At 43.7% G+C, this 24859-nt stretch carries 26 protein-coding genes; 1 reads left to right on the plus strand and 25 read right to left on the minus strand.

Going from position 1 to position 24859, the window contains the following annotated elements; translation table 11 throughout:
• Positions 1-28: 28 nt before the first annotated feature.
• From acpP to MKZ02_RS17160, 10 genes are all read right to left on the minus strand, one after another.
• Positions 29-262 (minus strand): acyl carrier protein, encoded by a 234-nt coding sequence (gene acpP / locus MKZ02_RS17115; RefSeq protein ID WP_120037177.1) that lies wholly within the window; start codon positions 260-262, stop codon positions 29-31.
• 508 nt (positions 263-770) lie between these two features.
• Complete coding sequence (gene fabG / locus MKZ02_RS17120) at positions 771-1514, minus strand: 3-oxoacyl-[acyl-carrier-protein] reductase (RefSeq protein WP_340854720.1); 744 nt, start codon at positions 1512-1514, stop codon at positions 771-773.
• The gene (gene fabD / locus MKZ02_RS17125) at positions 1511-2458 is read right to left on the minus strand and encodes an ACP S-malonyltransferase (protein ID WP_120037171.1); all 948 of its coding nucleotides are present in this window, start codon (positions 2456-2458) and stop codon (positions 1511-1513) included. The genes fabG and fabD overlap by 4 nt, the downstream gene beginning before the upstream one ends.
• Before the next feature lie 13 nt (positions 2459-2471).
• On the minus strand, positions 2472-3473 hold the full coding sequence (gene plsX / locus MKZ02_RS17130) for a phosphate acyltransferase PlsX (RefSeq protein WP_120037169.1): 1002 nt from the start codon (positions 3471-3473) through the stop codon (positions 2472-2474).
• Positions 3470-4054, minus strand: coding sequence for a transcription factor FapR (fapR, locus tag MKZ02_RS17135; RefSeq protein ID WP_340854722.1), 585 nt, complete (start codon positions 4052-4054; stop codon positions 3470-3472). Before fapR ends, plsX begins: the two co-directional genes overlap by 4 nt.
• Before the next feature lie 159 nt (positions 4055-4213).
• Complete coding sequence (gene recG / locus MKZ02_RS17140) at positions 4214-6289, minus strand: ATP-dependent DNA helicase RecG (protein ID WP_340854724.1); 2076 nt, start codon at positions 6287-6289, stop codon at positions 4214-4216.
• Complete coding sequence (gene sdaAA / locus MKZ02_RS17145) at positions 6261-7148, minus strand: L-serine ammonia-lyase, iron-sulfur-dependent, subunit alpha (protein WP_340854726.1); 888 nt, start codon at positions 7146-7148, stop codon at positions 6261-6263. Before sdaAA ends, recG begins: the two co-directional genes overlap by 29 nt.
• 38 nt (positions 7149-7186) lie before the next feature.
• Positions 7187-7849, minus strand: coding sequence for an L-serine ammonia-lyase, iron-sulfur-dependent subunit beta (gene sdaAB / locus MKZ02_RS17150; protein WP_120037161.1), 663 nt, complete (start codon positions 7847-7849; stop codon positions 7187-7189).
• Between the two features lie 195 nt (positions 7850-8044).
• Entirely contained in the window at positions 8045-9715 is a 1671-nt protein-coding gene (locus tag MKZ02_RS17155; RefSeq protein ID WP_340854728.1) for a DAK2 domain-containing protein, read from the minus strand.
• A 20-nt stretch (positions 9716-9735) separates the two neighbouring features.
• Positions 9736-10098, minus strand: a complete 363-nt coding sequence (locus MKZ02_RS17160; protein WP_120037157.1) for an Asp23/Gls24 family envelope stress response protein — start codon at positions 10096-10098, stop codon at positions 9736-9738.
• Between the two features lie 250 nt (positions 10099-10348).
• Between MKZ02_RS17160 and rpmB the strand changes: the two genes are divergently transcribed.
• Entirely contained in the window at positions 10349-10537 is a 189-nt protein-coding gene (gene rpmB, locus MKZ02_RS17165; RefSeq protein WP_041099906.1) for a 50S ribosomal protein L28, read from the plus strand.
• 175 nt (positions 10538-10712) lie between these two features.
• On the opposite strand, the gene spoVM is transcribed toward rpmB, so the two are convergent.
• The 15 genes from spoVM to remA form a co-directional block, all read right to left on the minus strand.
• Positions 10713-10790 (minus strand): stage V sporulation protein SpoVM, encoded by a 78-nt coding sequence (gene spoVM, locus MKZ02_RS17170; protein WP_099098601.1) that lies wholly within the window; start codon positions 10788-10790, stop codon positions 10713-10715.
• Positions 10791-10818: 28 nt separating this feature from the next.
• Positions 10819-11472, minus strand: a complete 654-nt coding sequence (locus MKZ02_RS17175; RefSeq protein ID WP_340854734.1) for a thiamine diphosphokinase — start codon at positions 11470-11472, stop codon at positions 10819-10821.
• A 78-nt stretch (positions 11473-11550) separates the two neighbouring features.
• Positions 11551-12207, minus strand: a complete 657-nt coding sequence (rpe, locus tag MKZ02_RS17180) for a ribulose-phosphate 3-epimerase (RefSeq protein WP_120038181.1) — start codon at positions 12205-12207, stop codon at positions 11551-11553.
• Position 12208: 1 nt separating this feature from the next.
• Positions 12209-13090, minus strand: coding sequence for a ribosome small subunit-dependent GTPase A (gene rsgA, locus MKZ02_RS17185; RefSeq protein ID WP_120037153.1), 882 nt, complete (start codon positions 13088-13090; stop codon positions 12209-12211).
• A 45-nt stretch (positions 13091-13135) separates the two neighbouring features.
• Positions 13136-15151 (minus strand): Stk1 family PASTA domain-containing Ser/Thr kinase, encoded by a 2016-nt coding sequence (gene pknB, locus MKZ02_RS17190; RefSeq protein WP_340854738.1) that lies wholly within the window; start codon positions 15149-15151, stop codon positions 13136-13138.
• Positions 15152-15158: 7 nt separating this feature from the next.
• On the minus strand, positions 15159-15908 hold the full coding sequence (locus MKZ02_RS17195) for a Stp1/IreP family PP2C-type Ser/Thr phosphatase (protein ID WP_120037150.1): 750 nt from the start codon (positions 15906-15908) through the stop codon (positions 15159-15161).
• Positions 15909-15914: 6 nt separating this feature from the next.
• Positions 15915-17006, minus strand: a complete 1092-nt coding sequence (rlmN, locus tag MKZ02_RS17200) for a 23S rRNA (adenine(2503)-C(2))-methyltransferase RlmN (RefSeq protein ID WP_120037148.1) — start codon at positions 17004-17006, stop codon at positions 15915-15917.
• Positions 17006-18346: a 16S rRNA (cytosine(967)-C(5))-methyltransferase RsmB gene (gene rsmB, locus MKZ02_RS17205; RefSeq protein ID WP_120037146.1), complete on the minus strand. Its 1341-nt coding sequence runs from the start codon at positions 18344-18346 to the stop codon at positions 17006-17008. Before rsmB ends, rlmN begins: the two co-directional genes overlap by 1 nt.
• A gap of 3 nt (positions 18347-18349) precedes the next feature.
• Positions 18350-19294, minus strand: a complete 945-nt coding sequence (fmt, locus tag MKZ02_RS17210) for a methionyl-tRNA formyltransferase (protein WP_340854741.1) — start codon at positions 19292-19294, stop codon at positions 18350-18352.
• Positions 19291-19776 carry a peptide deformylase gene (gene def / locus MKZ02_RS17215; protein WP_340854743.1) on the minus strand — a complete coding sequence of 162 codons (486 nt, stop codon included), beginning with the start codon at positions 19774-19776 and terminating at the stop codon, positions 19291-19293. The genes fmt and def overlap by 4 nt, the downstream gene beginning before the upstream one ends.
• A 43-nt stretch (positions 19777-19819) precedes the next feature.
• Complete coding sequence (gene priA / locus MKZ02_RS17220) at positions 19820-22231, minus strand: primosomal protein N' (RefSeq protein WP_340854745.1); 2412 nt, start codon at positions 22229-22231, stop codon at positions 19820-19822.
• A complete protein-coding gene (gene coaBC, locus MKZ02_RS17225; RefSeq protein WP_340854746.1) occupies positions 22222-23442 on the minus strand; it encodes a bifunctional phosphopantothenoylcysteine decarboxylase/phosphopantothenate--cysteine ligase CoaBC in 1221 nt (406 codons plus the stop codon). Before coaBC ends, priA begins: the two co-directional genes overlap by 10 nt.
• Positions 23443-23733: 291 nt before the next feature.
• Complete coding sequence (gene rpoZ / locus MKZ02_RS17230; RefSeq protein WP_120037138.1) at positions 23734-23961, minus strand: DNA-directed RNA polymerase subunit omega; 228 nt, start codon at positions 23959-23961, stop codon at positions 23734-23736.
• Position 23962: 1 nt separating this feature from the next.
• Positions 23963-24577: a guanylate kinase gene (gene gmk / locus MKZ02_RS17235; RefSeq protein WP_120037136.1), complete on the minus strand. Its 615-nt coding sequence runs from the start codon at positions 24575-24577 to the stop codon at positions 23963-23965.
• The gene (remA, locus tag MKZ02_RS17240; RefSeq protein ID WP_120037134.1) at positions 24574-24849 is read right to left on the minus strand and encodes an extracellular matrix/biofilm regulator RemA; all 276 of its coding nucleotides are present in this window, start codon (positions 24847-24849) and stop codon (positions 24574-24576) included. Before remA ends, gmk begins: the two co-directional genes overlap by 4 nt.
• Between the last annotated feature and the right edge of the window lie 10 nt (positions 24850-24859).

Here is a 24859-nt window from a genome sequence, read left to right on the forward strand (position 1 = left end):
AAGAACGGAGCTTGTATTCTTCGAACGATTAATTTTTGCTGTTTATGTAATTCACAGCGTCGCCCACTGTTGCGATTTTTTCTGCATCATCGTCAGAAATTTCCATGTCGAACTCATCTTCTAATTCCATTACTAGTTCAACTACGTCTAAAGAATCTGCTCCAAGATCTTCTTTAAAAGAAGCTTCAAGGTTTACTTGGGATTCTTCTACTCCAAGACGATCTACAATGATTTTTGTTACACGCTCTAATACCTCTGCCATACTCATTCACCTCCCCTCAAGTCATTATAGACGATTTTCGGTAAAGATAAAATAAATTTTCTGCTTCATACAGGGCACAAACTTGCGTAGACCTCCAACCCTTTCTCGAAGTCCAACGAGCGCTTACCGCTTTTCTTGTCCAGCTTCGCCTTCTTCCCCCTCGAGGTCATAAGCCGATCTGGCTATGCGGCTGAAAGACGCCACTTCGCCATTTCGGCTTATGCTTATCGGAGCAGTACAGTCGGCCCCGCTTTTCTTGTTATCTAGCTCCAGGCGCTTGCGCGTACGCAGATTTCGCTCTCTCTGTCAGAGTTTAAAAAAGCAACTCCTCGTCAAGAGCTCCAATCCGCTATCGCGCAGGACGAGCGCCTTCTGCTTTTCTTGTTATCTAGCTTCAGCGGCCAGCCCGTACGGCGGTTTCGGTCTCTCTATCGGAGTCTGAAGAACGACTCCTTGTCGGGCCCTCCAACCTCCTATCGGGCTGATCAGGCCGCTTCCGCTTTTCTTATTACATCACCATGCCGCCGTCGATGTGAATGGTTTGGCCGGTAATATATTTAGCGTCTTCTGATGCAAGGAAAAGAGCCGCTTTTGCAATATCAGCAGGCTCACCAAACTGAGCGAGCGGTATTTGTCTAAGCATAGCTTCTTTTGCTTCTTCTGGCAGGGCGTCTGTCATGTCGGTTGTAATAAAGCCCGGAGCCAAAGCATTAACTGTAATACCGCGGGAAGCTAGCTCTTTTGCTGTAGTCTTCGTTAAGCCGATAACACCCGCTTTAGCGGCAACATAGTTCGCTTGTCCAGGATTTCCACTCACCCCAACAATGGAGGCGATGTTAATAATACGGCCACTCCGCTGCTTCATCATTGGACGAGTAACTGCCTTTGTGCAAAGAAATACACCTTTTAAATTTGTATCAATGACATCATCCCATTCTTGCTCTTTCATGCGCATTAACAGATTATCACGGGTGATGCCTGCGTTATTAACAAGGATATCAATTTTTCCGAATGCTTCTGTCGTCTGCTTTACCATTTCTGCTACAGAGTCATTGTCAGCAACGTTGCATTGTACCGCCAAAGCTTTGCGGCCAAGCGCTTGAATTTCCTGAACAACCTCGTTTGCTTTTGCCTCACTTCCGGAATAATTAACAGCAACATCCGCCCCCGCACGGGCCAATTCAAGAGCAATCTCACGCCCGATTCCACGCGATGCACCCGTTACTAAAGCGGCTTTTCCTTCTAGTTTCATTGTGCTGCCTCCTTTAATGCTTTTACTGCTTCCTGAATAGATGCTCCATCCTGCACAGCATACGTAGTCACTTTCCGATTTACTTTCTTAATAAGACCTGACAAAACTTTCCCCGGGCCTATTTCAATAAATGTGTCGACTCCCGCCTCAATCAGCGTTTCTACACTGTCTTCCCAAAGAACTGGAGAGTACAGTTGCTGGAGTAATTTAGCGCGAATATCTTCGGCCTTCGTAACAGCCTTTGCGTCAACATTGGCAATCAGCGGCGTGTCACAGTCTTTTATTTCTACTTCGTCGAGCACTTGCTCAAGCTGCTCCGTAGCCGGTTTCATTAATGAAGAATGGAAGGGGCCGCTTACATTTAACGGAATGACCCGTTTTGCGCCTTTCTCCTTCGCCAACTCGCCGGCTTTTGCTACTCCATTTTTCGTTCCTGAAATAACAATTTGTCCTGGACAGTTTAAATTAGCCAGGCCTACGGTTTCGCCGGATGCTGTTACCTCTTCCGTTACCTCCTGCAAAAGGCTCCGATCCATTCCGAGAACGGCAGCCATTGTTCCTTCGCCAGCTGGTACAGCTTGCTCCATGAATTGTCCTCGTTTATGAACAGCATAGACAGCATCCTCAAATGTCAGTGCATTCGCAGCAGTAAGCGCTGTATACTCTCCTAAACTGTGACCGGCCACAAAGTCGGGTGTAATGCCTTCTTTTTCAAAGATTTTTAGTGCCGCCATGCTTGCTGTTAAAATCGCCGGCTGGGCGTTCATGGTTAGTGTCAGCTTTTCTTCCGGTCCGTCAAACATAAGCTCACTTAATGAAAAGCCTAATTTATGATCTGCTGATTCAAACAATTCCCGGATTTCCTGATGCTCCTCCGCCAAGGCTTTTCCCATACCGACTGCTTGTGATCCCTGCCCCGGAAATACAAATGCAATTTTCCCCATCTTCCATTCCTCCTTACTTTTCTGTTGATGACACAATCCCAGCCGCTCCTGCGATCTTGGAAGGGACATCAGCTTCCGCCATCATATAGGCTTGCTTTAACGCATTATAAAAGGCATTGGCATTTGATGAGCCATGCGCTTTGATAACAGGCGCTTTTAAACCGAATAACCCTGCTCCTCCATATTCGGTGTAATCCATTTTATCTTTTAAACTATAAAGTTCATTTTTAAGCAAACCAGCGCCCAACTTTGCTTTTAAAGAAGAAGTCAAGGCTGACTTTAGCATTGAAAAGACTGATAAAGCTGTACCTTCAATTGTTTTTAACACCATATTGCCAGTAAACCCATCCGTCACTACGACGTCTGCCACCCCATTTAATAAATCGCGGGATTCTACATTGCCGACAAAATGAATACTTTTTTGTCCGCTGAGCAGCCCAAATGCTTCTTTCGTTAAGTCATTTCCTTTTTTCTCTTCTGTGCCAATATTCAAGAGGCCAACACGAGGGTTTTCTATTCCTCTTACTTTTTCCGCATAAATTGAACCCATAATTGCATATTGAAGCAAATGTTCAGGTTTAGCATCGACGTTAGCTCCAAGATCAAGCATAACAAATCCTTTGCCATCAACAGTCGGCAGCGTCGGAGCGAGAGCCGGGCGCTGAATTCCATCCAGGCGGCCAACAACGAATAAACCAGCGGCCATTAAAGCACCTGTATTCCCAGCTGATACACAGGCAGCTGCCTCTCCGTCAGCTACCGCCTGTGCCATCATAACCATGGAGGCATTTTTCTTGCGGCGAACCGCACGCACCGGCTCATCTGTTCCAAGAATCACTTCATCAGTATGTATAACTTTCGCCCGGTTAGTTGTCTCCAACAATGGCTGGATCAGCTTTTCATCCCCATAAATAAGCAGTTCCAACCCAGGCATTTCTGCTAAAGCTTTATTCGCACCTAAAATAATTTCTTTTGGGGCATGATCGCCGCCCATTGCATCTATTGCTATTTTCATTGTCCTTCATCCTCTGCTGTTGTATTGGAACGGTACATAGTAAAGTCTCCTTGAAAAACAAGCTCTTGTCCGACATAGCTGTTCACTTCAACGATCGTCCGCTCATTCGCTGCTTTAATATCGATAACCTTCGCTTTTGCCACCACTCGTTCTCCTTCATGAACCGATCTTTTAAACCGGATATTCGCTTTGGCAGTTAAAGCAAGCTCGTCATTAATAACAGCGACCGCAAGAGAATTCGCTTGCGCAAATAAATGATGGCCACGGGCAATTCCATTTCTTGCAAATACGTGTTCCCTCTTGACATCAAAAATAGAAATCGCACTCTTATCCAGTTCAATATCAATAATGTCACCAATCACTTCTTCAATCGGCAGCGACCGGACTTCATTAGTCAGTTTCTTTTCTGCTACATGCTTAATTCTTTCACGAAGCTCGGGAATTGCCAGTTCCATTCTATCCAATCGAATCGTCTGCACGCTTACTTGAAATTGTTCGGCTAATTCTTCGTCCGTCACAAATGGATTATCTGCAATTGTTTCCTGAAGCTGAATTTGTCTCTCTTTTTTTGTACGTCTCATCGTTTCACACCATCCGATATTAGGACTAGGTACTAACAGTAGTATAAAAGCAAAAAAAAGAGAATGCAAGGAAAAACTTGCATTCTTCAAATGACAACTCAAACGAATTTAAGCCTTTTCTACTGATTGAGACAACGGTCTGCTAACAACGTCTTGGCTTTAATCTAATTTCTCGCCTGAGAGGGCACCAGATTCCTCTAGGTGGCGGCGAAGTGCCACATATTCATCTTCTCTCCAGAAAGCCTCTGATTCAATCAATTGTTTGGCATCTTCCCTGGCTACTTCAAGCGCCCGGTAATCATGAACCATATCAGCTACTTTGAATTCTGGCAGGCCGCTTTGCTTTTTCCCAAAAAAGTCGCCCGGCCCCCTTAACTCCAAATCTTTCTCACTTAAGACGAAACCATCATTTGTTTCGGTCATGATCTTCATGCGCTCTTGGCCAATTTCTGTCTTTGGATTAGCAAGCAAAATACAGTACGACTGCTCACTTCCCCGCCCGACACGGCCGCGCAGCTGGTGAAGCTGGGAAAGACCAAATCGTTCCGCGTCGTAAATGACCATCATAGTCGCATTCGGTACATTCACACCGACTTCAACCACCGTAGTAGACACTAACACCTCGACCTGCTGTTCTGTAAAAGCTTTCATCACGCCTTCTTTCTCTTCTGATGGAAGCCGGCCATGCATTAAACCTACCCGGTAACGGCCATCAAAGTACTGAACAAGCTGAGCGTGAACATCCAGCACATTTTGTAAGTCAAGTTTTTCAGACTCTTCGATTAACGGACAGATCACATAAGCTTGCCGCCCCTTGACCAATTCCTTCTCCATGAAACCGAGGACACGGTCAAGCATTTCTTCTCTTGCCCAGTATGTTTCAATTTCTTTTCTTCCCGCCGGCATTTCATCGATGATGGAAACATCCATCTCTCCAAACACCGTGATCGCTAACGTACGCGGAATAGGTGTAGCCGTCATAAAAAGAACATCCGGACTCTCTCCTTTTTCCCGAAGAACCCGCCGTTGATTAACGCCAAACCGATGCTGTTCATCAGTAATCACAAGACCAAGCCGATAAAAACTAACTTCTTCCTGAATGAGCGCATGCGTACCAACTATAATATCTATTTCTCCAGATTCCAAGCGTGCAAGCAATTCTTTGCGACGCTTCCCTTTGACGGAGCTCGTCAACAAAGCTACATTTACGCCCACCGGTTCAAACAGCTGGCTGAGTGATTCAGCATGCTGCTCAGCAAGAATTTCCGTCGGCACCATTAATGCTCCTTGAAACCCTGCTGTAACACTGGCATAAAGACACACAGCTGCTACCGCTGTTTTTCCGCTGCCGACATCCCCCTGCAAGAGCCTGTTCATTCGGTACGGAGATTTCATATCAGCACAAATATCGTTCACTACTCTTTTTTGAGCATTTGTCATAGTAAACGGCAAAGAGTCGATAAAACGTTTAAGCTTGTGAATGTCATAAGCTTGCGAAATGCCTGCCGAGTGTTCTCTCTCAAATTTACGCAAAGCCTGCATCTTCAACTGGAAATACAGAAACTCTTCAAAAACAAAACGCCGTCTCGCCTGCTTCATTTCTCCTTCAGAAGCTGGAAAATGGAGAGATCGAAGTGCATCCCGGCGGCTTATTAATTTATACTGAAGAAGCGTTCTTGTCGGTAGAGTTTCTTCCAGGTATTCACCATACTGCGATAGAGCAAGTCCTACATATTTGCGAAATAGCTTTTGCGAGAGCGCCCCCCTCAATGGATAAACTGCTTCAAAGTCTCCCTGCCGGTTATGCGGTCCCGCTTCAAATTGCTGTCCGGTAATCGTTTGTCTATGTTTATCCCATTTCCCTGTAATCGTTACCGTATCATTTATGTCAATCTTGCTTTTTAAGTACGGCTGATTGAAAAAAATCACATTTACTAAATATCGACCAACGAGCACTTTAAAAGTTAAGCGTGACTTTTTCTTTGAATAAAACATAACAGAAGGCTGGCTATGAACTTTCCCCTCTACTGTTACTCGCTCCTCATGTCCGACATCAGCCAAGTCTTTAAGGCGGTAATCCTCATAGCGGGACGGAAAATATTCAATCAAATCTTTTATCTTTTCAATGCCAAGCTCATTTAATGTTAATGCCGTTTCTTTTCCGATCCCCTTCAGGACATCTACCGGCTGCAAGAGAGGGGATGAATCAATCCCGGGATTGGAGTGGTACACCATAAATTTTCGCCTCCAATTTTCGCCCGGTAGGTGTGGCCGCCAAACCACCACCGGCTGTTTCCCTCAAGGCAGAAGGCATCGTTTGACCAATCTTATACATAGCATCAATCACTTCATCACAAGGAATTCGGCTCGTTACACCCGCAAGAGCCATATCTGCTGCTACGATAGCATTGGCTGCTCCCATGGCATTTCTTTTTACACATGGCACTTCCACAAGCCCCGCCACAGGATCACAAACTAATCCGAGCATATTTTTCAGCGTAATAGCCATAGCTTCCGCACATTGTGCTGGTGTGCCGCCAGCCATTTCTGTAATGGCTGCCGCTGCCATGCCAGATGCAGAGCCTACCTCAGCCTGGCAACCACCTGCTGCACCAGAAATGGATGCATTGTTGGCAACAATGTAACCAAATGCACCAGCTGTAAATAAAAAGCGGATTTTGTCCTCCCGGGAAGGCTTAAGCTTCTCCTGTATGGCAAACAATGTGCCTGGCACAACGCCTGCACTGCCCGCAGTCGGTGTTGCACAAATTGTTCCCATCGCTGCATTTACTTCATTCGTGGCTACCGCTTTACTGACGGCATCGAGCAAGAGCGGACCTGACAATGTATTCCCTTTTTGAATATATTGCTGCAAAAGCACTGCATCTCCTCCGGTCAATCCTGAGAGAGAACGCACTCCTTTTAAACCGCGTTCTACCGCTTGCTCCATTACATCTAAGTTTTTTTCCATTAACCCCATAATTTCTTCACGGGATTTTCCTGACAGTTCACTTTCCTGTTCAATCATAATATCAGAAATCTTTTTTTGTTTGTCTTCAGCTAATTTTACAAGCTCTGCTGCATTTTTAAACAAACCGACCACTCCTCTTCTTAGCTGGATTTAAAGACCGATTAGTCAGCCACTCTTGCTACTTGCGTAATATGAGGCAAACGCCGGATTTGATCAAGAACTTCTTCACTAACTGTCTGATCTACTTCGATTGTCATTAAAGCCATCTCTCCGACCCCTTTGCGGGAAACCTGCATATGACCAATGTTAATATCATGCTTTGCCAACTCATTAGAAACCGTTGCAATAACTCCGGATCGGTCATCATGGACAACGAGAATAGCAGGATGGTGCCCTGTTAACTTTAATTCAAAGCCATTTAATTCAGTAATTTCGATTTTTCCGCCCCCAATGGAAATCCCAACAAGCTCCATTTCTGATCGGTCGTCCCCGATGCGAACTTTTGCCGTGTTTGGATGAGCCGGAATGCTTTGCTCTTTCACAAACTGTATATCTATTTTCCGTTCCTTAGCAATGTCCAGCGCATGTTTAATACGCTCATCAAATGTATCAAAGTCAAGGAGCCCTCCGACAATGGCTACATCCGTCGCATGCCCTTTAAATGTTTCAGCAAATGATCCATAAAAAGAAATAACCGCCCACTGCGGTTCTCTTCCAAATAAACTTCTGGCCACTCGGCCGATTCTTGCCGCTCCTGCTGTATGGGAGCTTGAAGGGCCAATCATAATTGGTCCAATAATGTCAAATACACTTTTATACTTCACCCTGCCGCCTCCTTTAATACTGATTGTTTATAAGACAGCCGCCCAGCCTTAATTTATATGTTCTTCCATTTTGCTCTCGTAAAAATCAAAACAAGGTTATAAGCCGTTTTAACCGTAGCTTATCTTCTCTATTTTACTATGATTCCGCTAAAAATGCACATAAAGAAGAAGGAAGGGATGAGCCCTTCCTTCTGGTTATTCTACTGCAAAGATGAAAGAATAGAGCGGCTGTTTGCCTTCATGAACCTCTACTTCCACTTCTTCAAAATTCTCCTCAATAAAGTCCACTACTTCCTCAACCTCTGTTTTAGAAGCATCTTCTCCGTAAATAACGGTGATAATTTCTGTCTCTTCATCAATCATTGTCTGAAGCAGCTCTTTTGATGCGGCCACTTTATTTTTATCGGTTAGCAAAATCTTTCCGTCAGCAATTCCCATGAAATCATCTTTAGCAATTTCAACACCATCGATATTCGTGTCGCGAACAGCGAAAGTGATTTGCCCAGTCTTTACATGGGCAAGAGCGGCTGTCATAGCTGATTGGTTATCCTCAAGGCTTGCTTCAGAGTTATAAGCAAGCAAAGCCGACATCCCTTGCGGAACAGTCTTTGAAGGGATAACAACCGCCTCCATCTCCACTACTTCAGCGGCCTGCTCAGCAGCCATAATGATATTTTTGTTGTTCGGTAGAATGATGACCTTATTAGCATTAACCTCTTCAATCGCCTTTACAATATCTTCTGTACTCGGGTTCATCGTTTGGCCGCCTTCAATTACTACAGAAGCGCCAATGCTTTCAAACAACTGAGCGATGCCCTCACCCATACAGACAGTGACAATACCGATCTCCTGCTTTTCCTTTTGTGCAACAGCAGGTCCTTTAGCTGGAGCATCCACAATATTGCTATGCTGCTGACGCATGTTTTCAATTTTCATATTGATTAGACTGCCGTAACGCTGACCGTAAGTTAATACATTCCCCGGCTGTTCAGAATGGATATGCACCTTGGCTAATTCCTCATCTGCTATTACAAGCAAGGAATCCCCATACTCACTTAAATCCGCCCGGAATTTCTCTTCAGAAAATGGATGATTCTTCAACTTATCTTCTTCAAAACGAACCATAAATTCTGTACAATAACCAAATTCAATGGCTGACGTATCCATAAAACTTTGGACATTTTTATGATGGGCGGCATTAACAAGCTCGTCCATACTCGGAGCAATGCCCACGGCCTCAGAAAGCTTCTCTCCTTTTAATTCTGCAAGGAAGCCCTCATATACGAGCAACAGCCCTTGTCCTCCACTATCAACTACGCCAACCTCTCTAAGCACAGGCAAATAATCCGGTGTCCGAGCTAAAGAAGCTCTTGCTTCTTTTACAAGCTCCTCCATAACCGTAATAATATCTGTTTGTTTTTTAGCAGAAGCAACCGCCTTTTTTGCCGCATCCTTCGCAACGGTTAAGATGGTTCCTTCCACCGGTTTCATCACCGCCTTGTAGGCAGTTTCCACTCCCGCCTCGAAAGCTTGAGCCAACTCTTTACTCGTCACTTCCTGCTGCTGTTCTACCGCCTTAGAAAACCCGCGGAACAACTGGGACAAAATGACACCTGAATTTCCACGCGCTCCCATAAGCAGCCCTTTAGATAAGGCTGCTGCTGTTTTACCAAAATGATCACTCACGTTCTGCTGAACTTCCTTTGCTCCAGAAGTCATGGACAAATTCATATTTGTCCCCGTATCTCCGTCAGGAACAGGAAACACGTTCAGCGCATCGACCATATCGGCATGGGCTGACAAATGAGCGGCTCCCGCTTGAACCATGTCGGTAAACCGCTTTCCATCCAATGAAGTAATAGACACAAATCTTTCCTCCTCACACACTATGGGTTCGTTACTCGAACCCCTTGCACAAAAATGTTCACTGCGTCAACAGATAGACCAACAGTCTGATCAAGCGTATATTTCACTTTCGATTGCACGTTATTGGCTACTTCCGATATTTTTGTTCCATAGCTGACAATGATGTACATATCGATAAATACCTGGTCTTCTTCCTGACGTACTACAACGCCGCGGGCAAAATTTTCCCGTCGCAGGATTTCGGTAAGTCCATCTTTTATTTGTTTTTTCGATGCCATGCCGACAATGCCATAACAATCAATGGCTGCTCCACCGGCAATCATAGCGATCACATCATTTGAAATATCAATTTGTCCGTATTTTGTTCTAAGCTCAATGGCCACAAGGACCCCCCCTTAAAATTGGTTGTAAGCTACAGACATTTTACTATACTTGCTCTTGTTTTAAAAGAAACACTTACCCGCATTATATCATTTCAAATGGGGGAGGAGGATGTCAAGGTTTTTTTCTTGAAAGACTTTACAAGAACAGTTGCAATTGAAAAGGTTGTATGGTAAATTATTAAAGTATCTTTCAGAATATCATGAAGTATTGAAACCATCTTTTCAGCTTCAATGGTGAGGAGTGAATAATATGCCAAAAAAATGTGTTGTAACAGGCCGTAAAGCTCGTTCCGGCAACACTCGTTCCCACGCTATGAACGCCAATAAGCGTACTTGGGGGGCCAACCTGCAAAAAGTTCGCATTTTAGTAGATGGCAAACCTAAACGTGTTTGGGTTTCTGCAAGAGCGTTAAAATCCGGAAAAGTAGAGCGCGTATAATAATTTTCCAAACGGAAAAAAACCGGCTGGTTACCAGCCGGTTTTTTCTATTGAGAAACTATAAGCCACCTCATGATGGACACTCATAGGCAAAATTTGTGTATGCGCTTGCGCCTGCAGTTACACAGGCGCCCCGCTTTGCTTGTATCTATCTATCTTCTGTTATGGCCTGCCTTTATTTTTTCAGTGTTCCAAGCATTGCTCGGACGAGCCCGCCAAGAAATTTAGGCAGTTTAATGGTATAAAATTTCATGATTGCCACCCCTCCAATTTAAAGCTGCTCAATCATCAGAACTTCTTACCACCATTAATATGCCATTGGTGAAGGAAAAAGTACCACTTTCGCCTATCAATTCGTTACTTACATATAATGTAGACCCTAATTGGACAGTATGATTTGTAAGCGGGTATTTAAATCCCTCAAGCGTAAATCCTTTCACTTCTTTAGTAATAGGAAAAAAAGAGAAATACTTATAAGATGAATCCTTCCTGACTTTCCTTTTCATCGGCCCATGGCAAACCGATAATCGATTCGAGCGGTCAATGATCTCCACTTCTATATGACGGAAATTCATTTGATTGCTTGTAAGCAAGCTGATTGTGCCAAAGAAATGATCGATTCTGCCCCCTGTTGCACCTAAAATGGTTAGCTGCTTAGGCTGTAGTGAAATCGACCACCTTAAAGCAAGCTCAAGGTCTGTCTCATCTTTTTCAGCCGGGAATGTATGTATAGTTTTTACTTCTTGTTGGATGAACTGCCATTCTTCTTCAGAAACTGAGTCAAAGTCCCCGAATGCGGCTTGGGGTTTAATCCCTCGATTCAGCAAATACACGGTTCCCCGGTCCACGCCTATCCAGTATGTATCTGTCTCATGAAAGCCCCTTAAATCAGGCAATTCTTTTTCTGGCCCTCCAGCGACTAATATAATTTGCAATCCCCTGTCACCTCCTAGATAAAGACTTGTTTCTAGAAATAAATGGAGCCGTTTCGCACGGCTCCATTCTCCTCCTGTTCACATGGTTGTCGATAACTTAATATCTGCGATTGCCTGCTTTCGATCATCTTTATTATATATGGCTGAACCAGCCACTAATACATCTGCCCCTGCATCTGTACATAGCTTGGCCGTTTCGGTGTTGACGCCGCCATCGATTTCTATTAAGACGTCAAGCCCTTTAGCTGTAATCATTTGTTTCACTTCCCGGATCTTAGGCACAACCGAATGAATAAAAGACTGGCCCCCAAATCCGGGGTTCACTGTCATCAAAAGAACAAGATCAATATCTTCTATAATATACTCTAACACGGAGGCAGGCGTTGCCGGATTTAAAACAACTCCAGGCTTCACTCCAAATGAACGGATCAATTGGATTGTTCTATGCAAATGCGGACAAGCTTCAGCATGCACAGTAATATAATCGGCACCCGCTTTGGCGAACGCTTCGATGTAGAGGTCCGGATTTTCAATCATCAAATGAACATCTAAAGGAAGCTTTGTAACAGGACGTGCAGCTTCAACAATGAGCGGTCCAATTGTAATGTTTGGAACAAAGTGTCCGTCCATAACGTCTACGTGAATCCAATCAGCACCGCCAGCTTCTACTTCTTGAATTTCTTCCCCTAGCTTAGCGAAATTAGCTGATAAAATCGATGGGGCAATCTTTACCATATTAATACCTCGGCTTTCTTTCTTTAATTTCATCCATGAACTGTAAATAATGCTCGTATCGGTAAGCCGGAATGTCTTTAGCATCAACCGCCGCTTTAACGGCACATTTCGGTTCGTTAATATGCAGGCAGCCTCTAAATTTGCATTCATGGCTTCTTTCCATCATTTCAGGAAAATATTGAGGCAGCTCTTCTGCTTCCACTTCTGTTAATTCAAGAGAACTGAAGCCTGGAGTATCAGCAACGAGGCCATTTTCCACATTAATTAGCTCGACATGCCGCGTTGTATGTTTCCCCCGGCCGAGAGAATCTGAAATGTCGTCTGTTTTTAACTCCAGTTCAGGTTTAAGTGCATTTAACAAGGAGGACTTGCCGACACCGGATTGCCCGGCAAATACCGATGTTTTTCCTTGCAAATGCTCTTTTAATATTTCAAGATTAGCTAAATTTTCTGAAGAGGTCAGAATTACTTCGTATCCGAATGAGCGATAATTAGCTGCATACTGTTTAATAGCCGCTTCTCCTTCTGCGTCCAAAAGATCTATTTTTGTGATGCAAATAAGCGGCTCTATCTGCTTTGATTCAATTAAAACGAGAAAGCGGTCAAGCAACGCTGTGCTAAAATCCGGTCGGGCAGCAGAAAAAACTAGAATAGCCTGATCGACGTTCGCAATCGGCGGTCTGATAAGTTCATTTTTTCTTTCTTCAATTGCTAAAATGTAACCCTCCAAGTCATTCTCTACCTGGAATTCAACAAAATCACCAACAAGCGGAGACACTTTTCGCTTTCGAAAAACGCCCCTGCCCCGACACTGGAAGGTCTGGCCGTTAGTTGAGACATAATAAAACCCGCTCAGTGCTTTCACTATTTTTCCTTCAGGCATCCCATTCCTCCTATTTAAGAGATTTGTTTTTAGTTCATCGTTACTCTATGTTCCTTCCTCTTCTTCATTCTCAGAATCGCTAGTTGTTTCTGCTTGAACCTCTTCGCCATCCTCTGGATACGGAACTGTTTCGTCAATAATTACTCTTTTATCTCGGATCACTTTATAACCTGCTTTACTGCCCTTTGTTAAAACAAACTCCAAGGTTTTCTTTAAATCTTCTTGGATCGTCAACACTTCAAACGGCTCGGTCATGCTGTGATTCATGTCTTCTATATAGATTTGCACTTCCTGAGGTGCTCCCTCTTCATCTGGTTCATAAGGGATGGTAATCTCTTTTGTTACAGTCTTCGGCGGAATTTCCTTTTTGCCTTTGGAGATGGTCACCTGTACTTTATCTCCTTTATTAAGTTCTGTGCCACTGCTTGGATATTGAGAGATTACCAAACCTTTTGATACAGAATCTGAATAATTCTCCCGCGCAACCTCAATGTTTAATCCAGTTGATTCCGCATAATCTTTTAAACTTTTTTCATTGTAATCAGTTAAATCAATCAGCGGAATTTTTTCCGGACCCGTGCTCACGGTCAATGTTACAGTTGTGTCCTCAGGGATCACTTTATTTTCCGGCTCAGGATCTTGATCAATGATGGTTCCTGCTTCGCTATCATCATGTGTGGTCTTTTGTTCCACGCTCTTGAAACCTGCTTTTTCAAGCTCTTCTTTTGCATCATCAAAAGACTTGCCACTGTAATCCGCCACAGCAATGGCCTCTTTTCCTGAACTAATATAAATGTTCACCGTGTCGCCTTCTTGCATTGTTCGTCCAGCTGCCGGATCGGTTTTGATGACGATCCCCTCAGGTACTTGATCGCTAAATTGTTTTTTCGTTTCTCCAACTTTAAAGCCGTCAGTCACAAGCTTGGACACCGCTTCATCAAGCTGCTTGCCACTAACGTCAGGGATCTTTACCTCTTTCGGTCCTAACAAGGATGGAAGGAGTGTAATGGCTCCAATGGCTAAAGCAATTAATAAAATGGAGACAAGCACAAAAATCGGCCATCGTTTTCGCTTTTTCTTTTTCTTCTCTTTCTCCGGCTGCTGTGTATCCTCCAGCTGGTCAACAGGATGCACAACTGTCGTATCCGATCCTTCAGAGAGTTCACTATCCTTGATGACAGGGATCGCTTTTGTTTTTTCATCGTCCTCTTGAATGGAAAACCTTTCTTCTTGTGCTCTTTCTGGATCAAGAGCAGTCGACAAATCCTGCTCCATTTCTTCAAGGCTTGAATATCGGTGAAATGGATCCTTAGCGGTAGCCTTTAAGACAATGTTCTCCACGCTTTGCGGGATATCTGGATTCCACCTTTTCACAGACGGTGTTTCAGCCTGCAAGTGCTTAAGAGCAATAGATACAGCGGACTCACCGGAAAACGGCAGCTGCCCCGTCAGCAATTCAAACATGACAATACCTAAAGCATAAATATCAGATTTCTTTGTAGCCATTCCGCCTCTTGCCTGTTCAGGAGAAATATAATGAACAGATCCAAGAACGGCATTCGTTTGTGTGATAGAAGTGGCGCTTAACGCCATGGCAATACCAAAGTCAGTAATTTTCACATTACCTTCCTGGTCCATTAATATATTGTGCGGCTTGATATCCCGATGAATGATTGAATTATGATGAGCAAAAGCAATGGCCGATGCCAGTTGTTTCATAATGTCGATCGTTTTTTCAACAGGAATAGGGGAGTATTGCTGAATGTACTGTTTCAGCGTCATCCCATCGACATATTCCATCACAATGTAATTGATGCCTTCTTCTTCTCCCACATCATAAATATTCACAATATTAGGATGAACAAGGCTTGTGGCAGACTGCGCTTCTCTTTGAAAACGTCTGATAAACTCTTCTTCATTCACAAAATCAAGACGCAGAACTTTCAGGGCGACTTCTCTTTCTAAAATCATGTCCTGTGCCAAATAAACATTGGCCATTCCCCCGCCGCCAATCATTTTAATGATTTTATAGCGGCCACCCAGTCGCTTTCCAATTAACATTCTGCCCTCACCCGCTTTCGAGGCCAGCAGAATGTTCGAGAATAATAAGCGTAATATTGTCTTCCCCGCCATTTTCATTTGCCATTCGGATGAGAGACTCGGCTTTTTCCTCAATGGAAAGTTTGGTTTCTAAAATCCGCTGCATTTCTTGCTGTGCCAATTTGTTGGATAAGCCGTCTGAACATAGGAGGAGCGAATCTCCTTGTTCAAACATCACTGTGTAATAATCAGCTATTATTCCCCGTTCTGTTCCTAGTGCACGGGTTAATACATTTTTTCGAGGATGATTCTCTGCATCTTCCTTCGTAATCTCCCCTGACTTTACAAGCTCGTTTACAAGAGAATGATCTTCTGTTACTTGCACAAGGCCGCTCTCACTAAATAAGTACCCTCGGCTATCTCCGATATTGGCAATCGTACAAAAGCTGGCTGTGCATATAGCTGCTACAAGCGTGGTTCCCATTCCGCTGCACTCAGGGAAGTCTTTAGAATGCTCTAATACTTTTTTATTGCTTTGCAGGATAGCTGCTTTCAACCAACTTTCTGCCTGGCTGGCTGTTCGAATTTCTTCCATTTCTATCCACAGTGACTTCATCGTCTCAATAGCGAGGCGACTGGCAATATCACCGGCATTGTGACCGCCCATGCCATCAGCAACGATAGCCAGGCGATCACCAGCCACATTTACAAATACTCCGCCGTTGTCTTCATTATGAGGACGAATCCGGCCTTTATCTGTCCGAAAAACAGAGTCCATAAGGGCTCACCTCGTTTCTTCTGACCGTTCTTTCGCACGCAGCTGTCCACAGGCCGCATCAATATCATGACCTTGCTCACGTCGAATCGTTACATTTACACCATGGTCTTTGAGCGTCTTTTCAAATTCAAAAATTTTCTTCCTCGGCGTACGTACGTAGTTGCGCTCCGGCACATAGTTAACCGGAATCAAATTTACATGGCACTTTAAGTCTTTAATCAATTCAGCTAGCTCAATCGCATGTTCAACGGAATCATTCTCTCCACCGAATAATCCATATTCAAAACTGACTCGGCGACCTGTTTTGTTAATATAGTAACGAACAGCCTCCATTAAGTCCGGCAGCTTATAGGCTTTGTTAATCGGCATGAGCTTCGTACGCAGCTCATTATTGGGAGCATGAAGTGAAATAGCAAAATTAATCTGCATCTCTTCGTCTGCAAATTTGTAGATTTTCGGCACAATTCCACTTGTTGATACCGTAATATGCCGGGCGCCAATATTTAAACTCTTTTCATGATTAACAATTTTAAGGAAAGCCATCATTTGATCATAGTTATCAAATGGTTCCCCAATCCCCATAATGACAATCGAACTAACCCGCTCTTCTTTCTCATCAAGTGCCTGTTGTACTTTTACGACTTGAGCTACGATTTCTCCTGCTTCCAGATGACGCTTTAAACCGCCAAGTGTCGAAGCACAAAATGTGCAGCCGATGCGGCAGCCGACTTGCGTCGTTACGCAGACAGAGTTTCCATAGTCATGACGCATCAAAACCGTTTCAATCGAATACCCATCATGAAGCTCAAATAAGAATTTAATTGTTCCATCAGAAGACTCTTGCTGGATAAGCGTTTTTAATGTAGTGATTGCAAAATGAGCAGCAAGCTTTTCCCGAAGCTGCTTTGACAAGTTGGACATTCCCTCATAGGATGTCACCCGCTTTTTGTAAAGCCAGTCGAAAATTTGTTCTGCCCGAAACGGCTTCTCTCCTTGCTCTTTCAGCCAGTCTTTTAAATCCTGCAATTGCAGTGAATAAATGGATGGCAGCTGCTGCTTGTCCCCTGCTTTTTCTTTTGATGTTGTTGCTTGCTCCATTACTGCACCTTCTTTCGTAATTTACTGATAAAGAAGCCATCCCCGCCGAAGTCCTGCGGCAGAACTTGAAGCAGATAATCGTCTGTCAATGCCTGAACAACGGGCGGCAAATCTGTCAGTGCTGTCGGTTCAAAATCAGTGTGGGTTTCTATAAATTTTTTAACTGTCCCTTCATTCTCTTCTTTATCTGCCGTGCAAGTGCTATAAACAAGCACGCCCCCTTTTTTCAGAAGGGGAGCTACAGCATCTAAGATGTCCAGCTGAATGTTTTGCAGGACAGAAAGGTCTTTCTCTTCCTTGGTATACTTAATATCCGGCTTTCTTCGCAAGACACCGAGCCCTGAGCAAGGAGCGTCTACTAAGATGCGATCAAAGCTCTCTTCTTCAAAGATCTCTCCTGCTTTGCGGCTGTCCCATGCTTTCGCCTCAATGTTGATTAATCCTAATCGAGCGGCATTTTGTTTGATCAGCTTAATTTTATGCTCATGTAAATCAAGCGCTACAACAGAACCACTATTGTTTAACTTCTCTGCGATATGTGTTGTTTTACCGCCTGGAGCTGCACAAGCGTCCAAAATGGTTTCATTATGTTCGGCTCCAAGGGCATAACCGACAATCATAGAGCTCTCATCCTGAATCGTTGCCATCCCGCTTTCAAATACGGATGAGCGAGCGGCATTCCCCTTTAAAATGCGGATGGCTTCCGGCAAGACCTCGCTCGGTTCCGCTTCAAATCCTTCCGCCTTCAGCCTATGCAAAACTTCCTCCCGGCTGGCTTTTGTTGTATTGACGCGAATCGTCTGCATAGGAGCAGTTAAGTTAATAGCACACATTTCCTTTGTTTTCTCCATGCCAAATTGCGCAAGCCACCGTTTCACAAGCCAAAGAGGATGGCTCGTTTCAATGGAAATTCGTTTTGCTTCATCCTTTATTTCTGAAAAACTGCGCAAGCCATTTCTCTGTACAGAACGTAAAATACCATTCACAAGGCCAGAAATTCCTTTATGTCCTTTTTTCTTAGCAATTTCAACTGCTTCATGAATGACTGCTCGTTCCGGAACTTTATCAAGATACACCATTTGATAAAGGGAAAGACGAAGCAGCTGCTGGACCCATGGCTCTAACTTTTTCTTAATGAAAGGAGCTAGGAAAAAATCTAACGTCAGCTTCCTTTGGATCGTTCCATACGTAATCTCAGTTAATAGGCCCGCGTCTCTGCCCGTTAACTCATATTTTTCAATAGCTGAATGGAGCAGTAAATTACTATAGGACTGGTTCTTCTCTACTGATTCAAGTAAGTCAAGGGCAATTTCACGCACTCGCTTCTTATTTTGCTTCATTCACTATTCCCCTAACGTTTTGCCGATGGCTAAGCCAGAGCCGGCTCCTCTTAAATATTGTTCAGCAGACATGCGTTTTTTGCCAGAAGGCTGCACATCTGTAATCTTTATAGCTGTATGGTTTCCTGTAGCTGCAACAAAGCCATCTGTTGTTAATTCAATGATTGTTCCAGGCTTCGCTTCTACGGTTGTTCTCACTTTTTCTCCCCACCAAACTTTCATCACCTGGCCGTCAAGGGTCGTATAGGCAACAGGCCATGGATGCAAGCCACGTATATGGTTATAAATCTCTTCTCCTGTTTTGGACCAATCAATCTGTTCCTGCTCCCTTTTAATATTGGAAGCAAAGGTAGCTTGTGATTCATCCTGTGGACGCGGAGAGACTTCATCTGCGATAAGCTTTGGCAAAGTCTCTGCTAACAACTTGGAGCCAACTTTACTTAATTTATCATGGAGACTGCCGACATGATCTGTCTCTTCTATTATAACCTCCGCTTGACTGATGATATCCCCTGCATCTAATCTTTCCGCCATATACATAATTGTAATGCCCGTTTTGTCTTTGCCTTGCAAAATGGCATAATGAATAGGAGCACCGCCGCGCAATTCCGGCAGCAAAGAGGCATGGACATTAATGCAGCCAAATTTAGGAGCTGCAAGCAACTCATTCGGCAGAATCTGACCATAAGCTGCTGTGACAATCACATCTGGCTGCAAATCAATAATTTGCTGCAGTTCCTCTGAATTTCTTAATTTTTCAGGCTGCAAAACCAGAAGATCATGTTTTAGCGCTTCTACTTTTACTGGGGGCGGCGTTAGCGTCCGCTTTCTTCCAACCGGACGATCCGGCTGTGTAACCACTGCCTGAATAGAGTAACCTTCTTCAATCAATGTTCTTAAGACCGGGACAGAGAAGTCGGGTGTCCCCATAAAAACGACCTTGGTCATGACATCTCCTCCACTTCTAATTCTTCCTCTGATATATACCGCTCTACTTTTGACGTAAATAAGACGCCCTGCAGATGATCAATTTCATGCTGAATAGCCCGCGCCAAAAATCCTTCTGCCTTCAGTGTAAAAAAACGTCCCTTTACATCCTGGGCTTTTACTTTCACTGAAGAAGGGCGTGTGACATGTCCGTACAGCCCCGGGAAACTCAAACATCCTTCAACGTCGGTGTCACTCCCCTTTACTTCTTCAATTACAGGATTTACAAGCGTAATCAGGCCATGCTCATCTTCAATATCAACAATGGCAAGCTGCATGTCCTTTCCAATTTGAGGAGCTGCAAGTCCAACTCCATCCGCTTTAATCATCGTTTCGTGCATGTCTTTTACAAGCTTTTTTAACTTCTTATCAAATTGTGTAACCGGCTCGCATTTTTTTTCGAGAATAGCATCCGGATAATATACAATGGGTAATTGTGCCAAAATAATCCTCCCTAGTTGTCGATAAATCAAGCAACTCTTTATTTTACATCATAATAAATGGATTCACATCTACAGCAACTTGTAAGTTCTTATCTTTTTGTTGCTTTGTATAATGTTCCATCACTGTTTTTAAAACTTCGTTTAACTTTGGTTCCCGTTTGTATTTTATCAAACATTGATAACGATATCTATCATTGATCCGGGCGATTGGTGAAGCAACAGGGCCAAGAATGATCGCTTCATTTGATAATCGAGCTTGAATATATTGGGTAATTTTCTCTGTTACACCCGACGCCGTCATGATGTCCTCGTGGCTGACGGTGACGAGCGCCAAGTAATAAAATGGCGGATAGTTCCCTAACTTTCTCATGATCATTTCTTCTTTATAAAATTGGTCATAGTCTTGCTTTCCAGCGAGCTGAATACTGTAATGTTCCGGCGTATACGTCTGAATAACCACTTCGCCCTGAAGCTGGTGTCTTCCAGCCCGGCCGCTAACCTGAGTAAGCAGCTGAAACGTTTTCTCAGCAGAACGAAAATCCGGAATATGAAGCATCGTATCTGCGCTCAATACTCCAACCAACGTAATATTAGGAAAATCAAGTCCTTTAGCAATCATTTGTGTACCGAGCAAAATATCGGCTTTTCCTTCTGCAAATTGTTGCAGCAGTTTTTCATGCGCTCCTTTTCGGCTCGTCGTATCGACATCCATACGCACCACTCTTGCATGCGGCAGCAGCTTGCCAAGTTCATCTTCTACCTTTTGCGTACCAGTGCCAAAATAACGAATGTGTTCACTTTCACATTCTGGACATCTAGAAGGAACAGGCTCTTCAAAGCCGCAATAGTGGCATTTCATTCGATGACTATGCCGATGATACGTTAAGGAAATATCACAATGCGGACAGCCTGCCACATAACCGCAGTCTCGGCACATAATAAAGGAAGAATGCCCCCGCCGATTTAGGAAAAGAACCGTTTGTTCTCCCTTTTCAAGCCTGTCTGTCAGCTTGTCGAATAGCGTACGTGAAAACATCGATCGATTGCCACCGCGTAACTCTTCGCGCATATCAACAATTTCTACATCTGGAAGCTGTTGATTATTCATCCTCTTTGGAAGGGTTAAGAGGTGGTATACACCTTTTTGCGCTCTAGCAAAGCTTTCTAAAGAAGGCGTCGCACTGCCCAAGATAACAGGGCACTGATAAAACTCCGCTCTTTTTATCGCTGTTTCCCTTGCATGATAACGAGGATTTTCTTCTTGTTTATAGCTTGTTTCATGCTCTTCATCAATGATAATAATACCAAGGTTTTCAAAGGGAGCGAAGACAGCAGAACGAGCACCAACGACTACCTTTACTTCTTTACGCTGAATTTTCCGCCACTCATCATATTTCTCACCGGTCGATAAACCGCTGTGCAAAACGGCAACATCATCCCCAAAACGACCTTTAAAACGGTGAACCATCTGTGGGGTTAGCGAGATTTCTGGAACAAGCACAATCGCCTCTTTTCCTTTCTCCAACACACGCTGAATCGATTGAAGGTAAATTTCCGTCTTTCCACTGCCGGTTACCCCATAAAGAAGAAAAGTTTCATGACGAATATCCTCTATCGAGTCAAGAATAGGAGCGATAGCTTTTTGCTGTTGATGAGTAAGTGGAAGCGGCTCTGTTTGCTCAAATTGTCTATTTTCGTAAGGGTCACGGTAAACTTCCTGATAGTGTTCAATGATCAAACCTTTTTCAATTAAGCTTTTCAAGGTGCTATTCGAGGTATCTGTTTGTTCCATCACTTCTTTTGCTGTAAGCAAAGACTGTTCAGCTGCTGATAAGTAATGTAAAACATCCTTTTGTTTGCGGGCATTGACTGGAAGAGCCTCTAAACGGTCAGCTAGCTCCTTCTCCTCTAGAGCAAGCCTGATCATCCGAATACTCTTTTTCTTTTCTCTGCTTTTCACTTTATAAACCAGTTCTGCCCGGTTCGCTTTTACTTCCTGACGCAAGGAATTGAGCAGTCCTGCTTTTGCTGCTGCTTCCCAAGTCATTTCACCGTGCTGGTTAAATAAGCGCGCAAGCTCCTCATTCATCGGCTGCTCTACTTCTCTTATGTGAAAAACTTTTTCATACTTTGCTTTCATCGCAGCTGGAAGCATCGCCTGATAAGCAGATATCTTAAAGCAGAGCGTTGTTTCTGTAAGCCAATCGGCAAGCTGGAGAAGTTCTTCATTTAATACCGGCAGTAAATCCATCGGCTCAATAATAGCCTTCATTTTTTTGACATTGGATTTGCTCTTGAGTGCGGTGACAAACCCTTGAATTTTTCGTGGACCAAATGGAACGATGACTCTCATTCCCGGCTGGATTAACCCTTCCCATTTTTCTGGAATTGTATAATCGAACTCTTTATCTGTCTGCATCGCCGCTACATCTACGATGACGCTAGCTACTTGCATGCATGTTCACCCTTTTTTAAATCGACTGCTGCTTCTAACAAGATTTCTCGCGCTGCTGCTTTCTTCGTCATTAAGTCAAAATCTTTTTGAGTGCCGTCTTTTTTAAAAATTGAAATGATATTTGTTTCAGCACCAAATCCTGCTCCATCAAGTTTAACATTGTTAGCCACAATCATGTCTGCTTGCTTCGTTTTCAGCTTCTTACGCGCGTATTCTTCAATATTAGTTGTTTCAGCAGCAAAGCCAATAAGCATTTGATGTGTTTTTTCTTGTCCCAGTGTTTTTAAAATATCTCTTGTGCGTTCCATTTCAATGGTTAAATCGCCTTCTTGCTTTTTCAATTTTTCTCTATGAACTAGCTTTGGCCGGTAATCTGCCACGGCTGCCGCTTTAATGACAATATCACTATTAGCAAATCTTTCCATAACGGCTTCATACATCTCTTCGGCACTTTGGACATATTTTATTTCCACTCCCACCGGCGGAGTGATTAAAACGGGTCCCGATATTAAATATACATCCGCCCCCATATCACGTGCCGCTTCCGCCAAGGCATATCCCATTTTTCCAGTCGAGCGATTCGTCAAAAAACGGACTGGATCAATGATTTCCCGCGTTGGGCCAGCAGTGATCATCACTTTTTTATTTTTTAAAGGCTGCTCTTCTTTCTGGCGAAAAAATTTCTCCATGAGATCGACGATTTTTTCAGGTTCTTCTAAACGTCCCTTACCAACGTAGCCACAGGCAAGAAAACCTTCCCCCGGCTCAACAAACTGCCAGCCGAAATCAGCTAGCGTTGCAAGGTTTTTCTTCACCGCTGGATGCTCATACATATGAACATTCATAGCTGGAGCCACCCAAACAGGGGCTGTTGAAGCAAGTAAAGTAGTGGAAATCATATCATCAGCAATTCCATTGGCAAGCTTCCCTATCATATTGGCCGTAGCAGGGGCTACAAGAATTAAATCCGCCCAGTCCGCCAAATCGATATGCGCAATGACTTCTGGATGTTTTTCATCAAATGTATTTGTATATACCTCATTGCGCGACAGTGCCTGAAAAGTGAGCGGGGTGACAAATTCACAGGCAGAGGCAGTCATAATTATTTTTACCTCTGCACCGGCCTGTACCATTTTACTCGTTAATGCGGCTGCCTTATAAACAGCAATTCCTCCAGTTACACACAGCAGAATCTTCTTTTCACTTAACACAATGAACCCTCCAATTCTTTGTTCAAACAAAGCGGCCAGCTACTGCAAGCTGATTGACAGACTCTTGTCCTCCGTGATGATCCCCTCAGCCTACTCTGTTTCTCATCAGGTTCCGTTCTTTAAAAGACAAGGGCTTTTCATTTAGGCCAACATTGTTTAAAACAGCTTTTGTCTACTTTATAAGCGCATATACGGCTATTTCAGTTATATGAGTATTGACTTTCTTCACTTACATCTCTTTTCATGTAAAAAAATAACAACCTTCCAAAGGTTGTTATTCCTGAAGCCGTTTTACACTTCATCATCGTAAATTTGATCTTGATCTTTTTCTTTCATTTTTAGTTTATCGGCATAGATCTCTTCAAGCGCGCGACCGACATATTTGTGAGAAACGTAAGAATCGAGCATTTGCGTAGAATCATTTTCCTGAAGGCTGCGGGCACGTTTCGCCGCAATGCTGACTAAAGAATATTTAGAATCAATTTTTGTTAACAGATTATCAATAGACGGATATAACATCTCAATCACTCTCCAACATTTTTTTATAGCGATGCTGCACACGTTCCCGACGGCAATGCTCAGCCACGATAATAGCCTGTATACGGCTGCACGCTTTTTCAACTTCATCATTTTCCACGACGTAATCATATAGATTCATCATTTCAATTTCTTTTCGGGCTTTTTCCATTCGGCCTTTAATTACTTCATCGCTTTCCGTTCCACGTGTCAGGATTCGGCTATGAAGTTCTGACAAGCTCGGCGGTGCCAGAAAAATAAATAGTCCTTCCGGGAATTTTTCCCGTACTTGGCGAGCCCCCTGCACTTCAATCTCCAGAAAAATATCACGGCCATCATCAAGCGTTTCCCGTACATAATCAACAGGAGTGCCATAATAATTGCCGACGAATTCTGCATATTCGAGCAGCTTGCCTTCAGCAATTAACTGTTCAAACTCTTCCCTGGACTTGAAAAAATAATCGACGCCGTCCACTTCTCCTTTACGCGGAGCACGCGTGGTCATTGAAATAGAATATTCAAACTTCACATCCGGCTGCGAGAAAATTTCTTTTCTTACCGTTCCTTTTCCCACTCCGGAAGGTCCTGATAAAACAATCAGTAAACCTTTTTCTTTCATGCCTTTCCCTGCCCTTCTTCAGTTACTTCTTCTTTGGAGAGAATTCGCTGGGCAACTGTTTCCGGCTGGACAGCAGATAAAATGACATGGTCGCTGTCCATCACGAGCACCGCTCTTGTTCTTCTTCCATAAGTAGCGTCAATCAGCGTGCCTGCTTCTCTTGCCTCCTGCACAAAGCGCTTGATCGGTGCCGACTCCGGACTGACAATAGAGATGATCCGATTCGCAGATACAATATTGCCAAATCCGATATTAATTAATCGAATGGACATAAAGTTCCTC

Origin of the sequence: Pseudobacillus sp. FSL P4-0506, from assembly GCF_038003025.1 — a bacterium.
In the GTDB taxonomy this organism is placed as follows: Bacteria; Bacillota; Bacilli; order Bacillales; family Domibacillaceae; genus Pseudobacillus.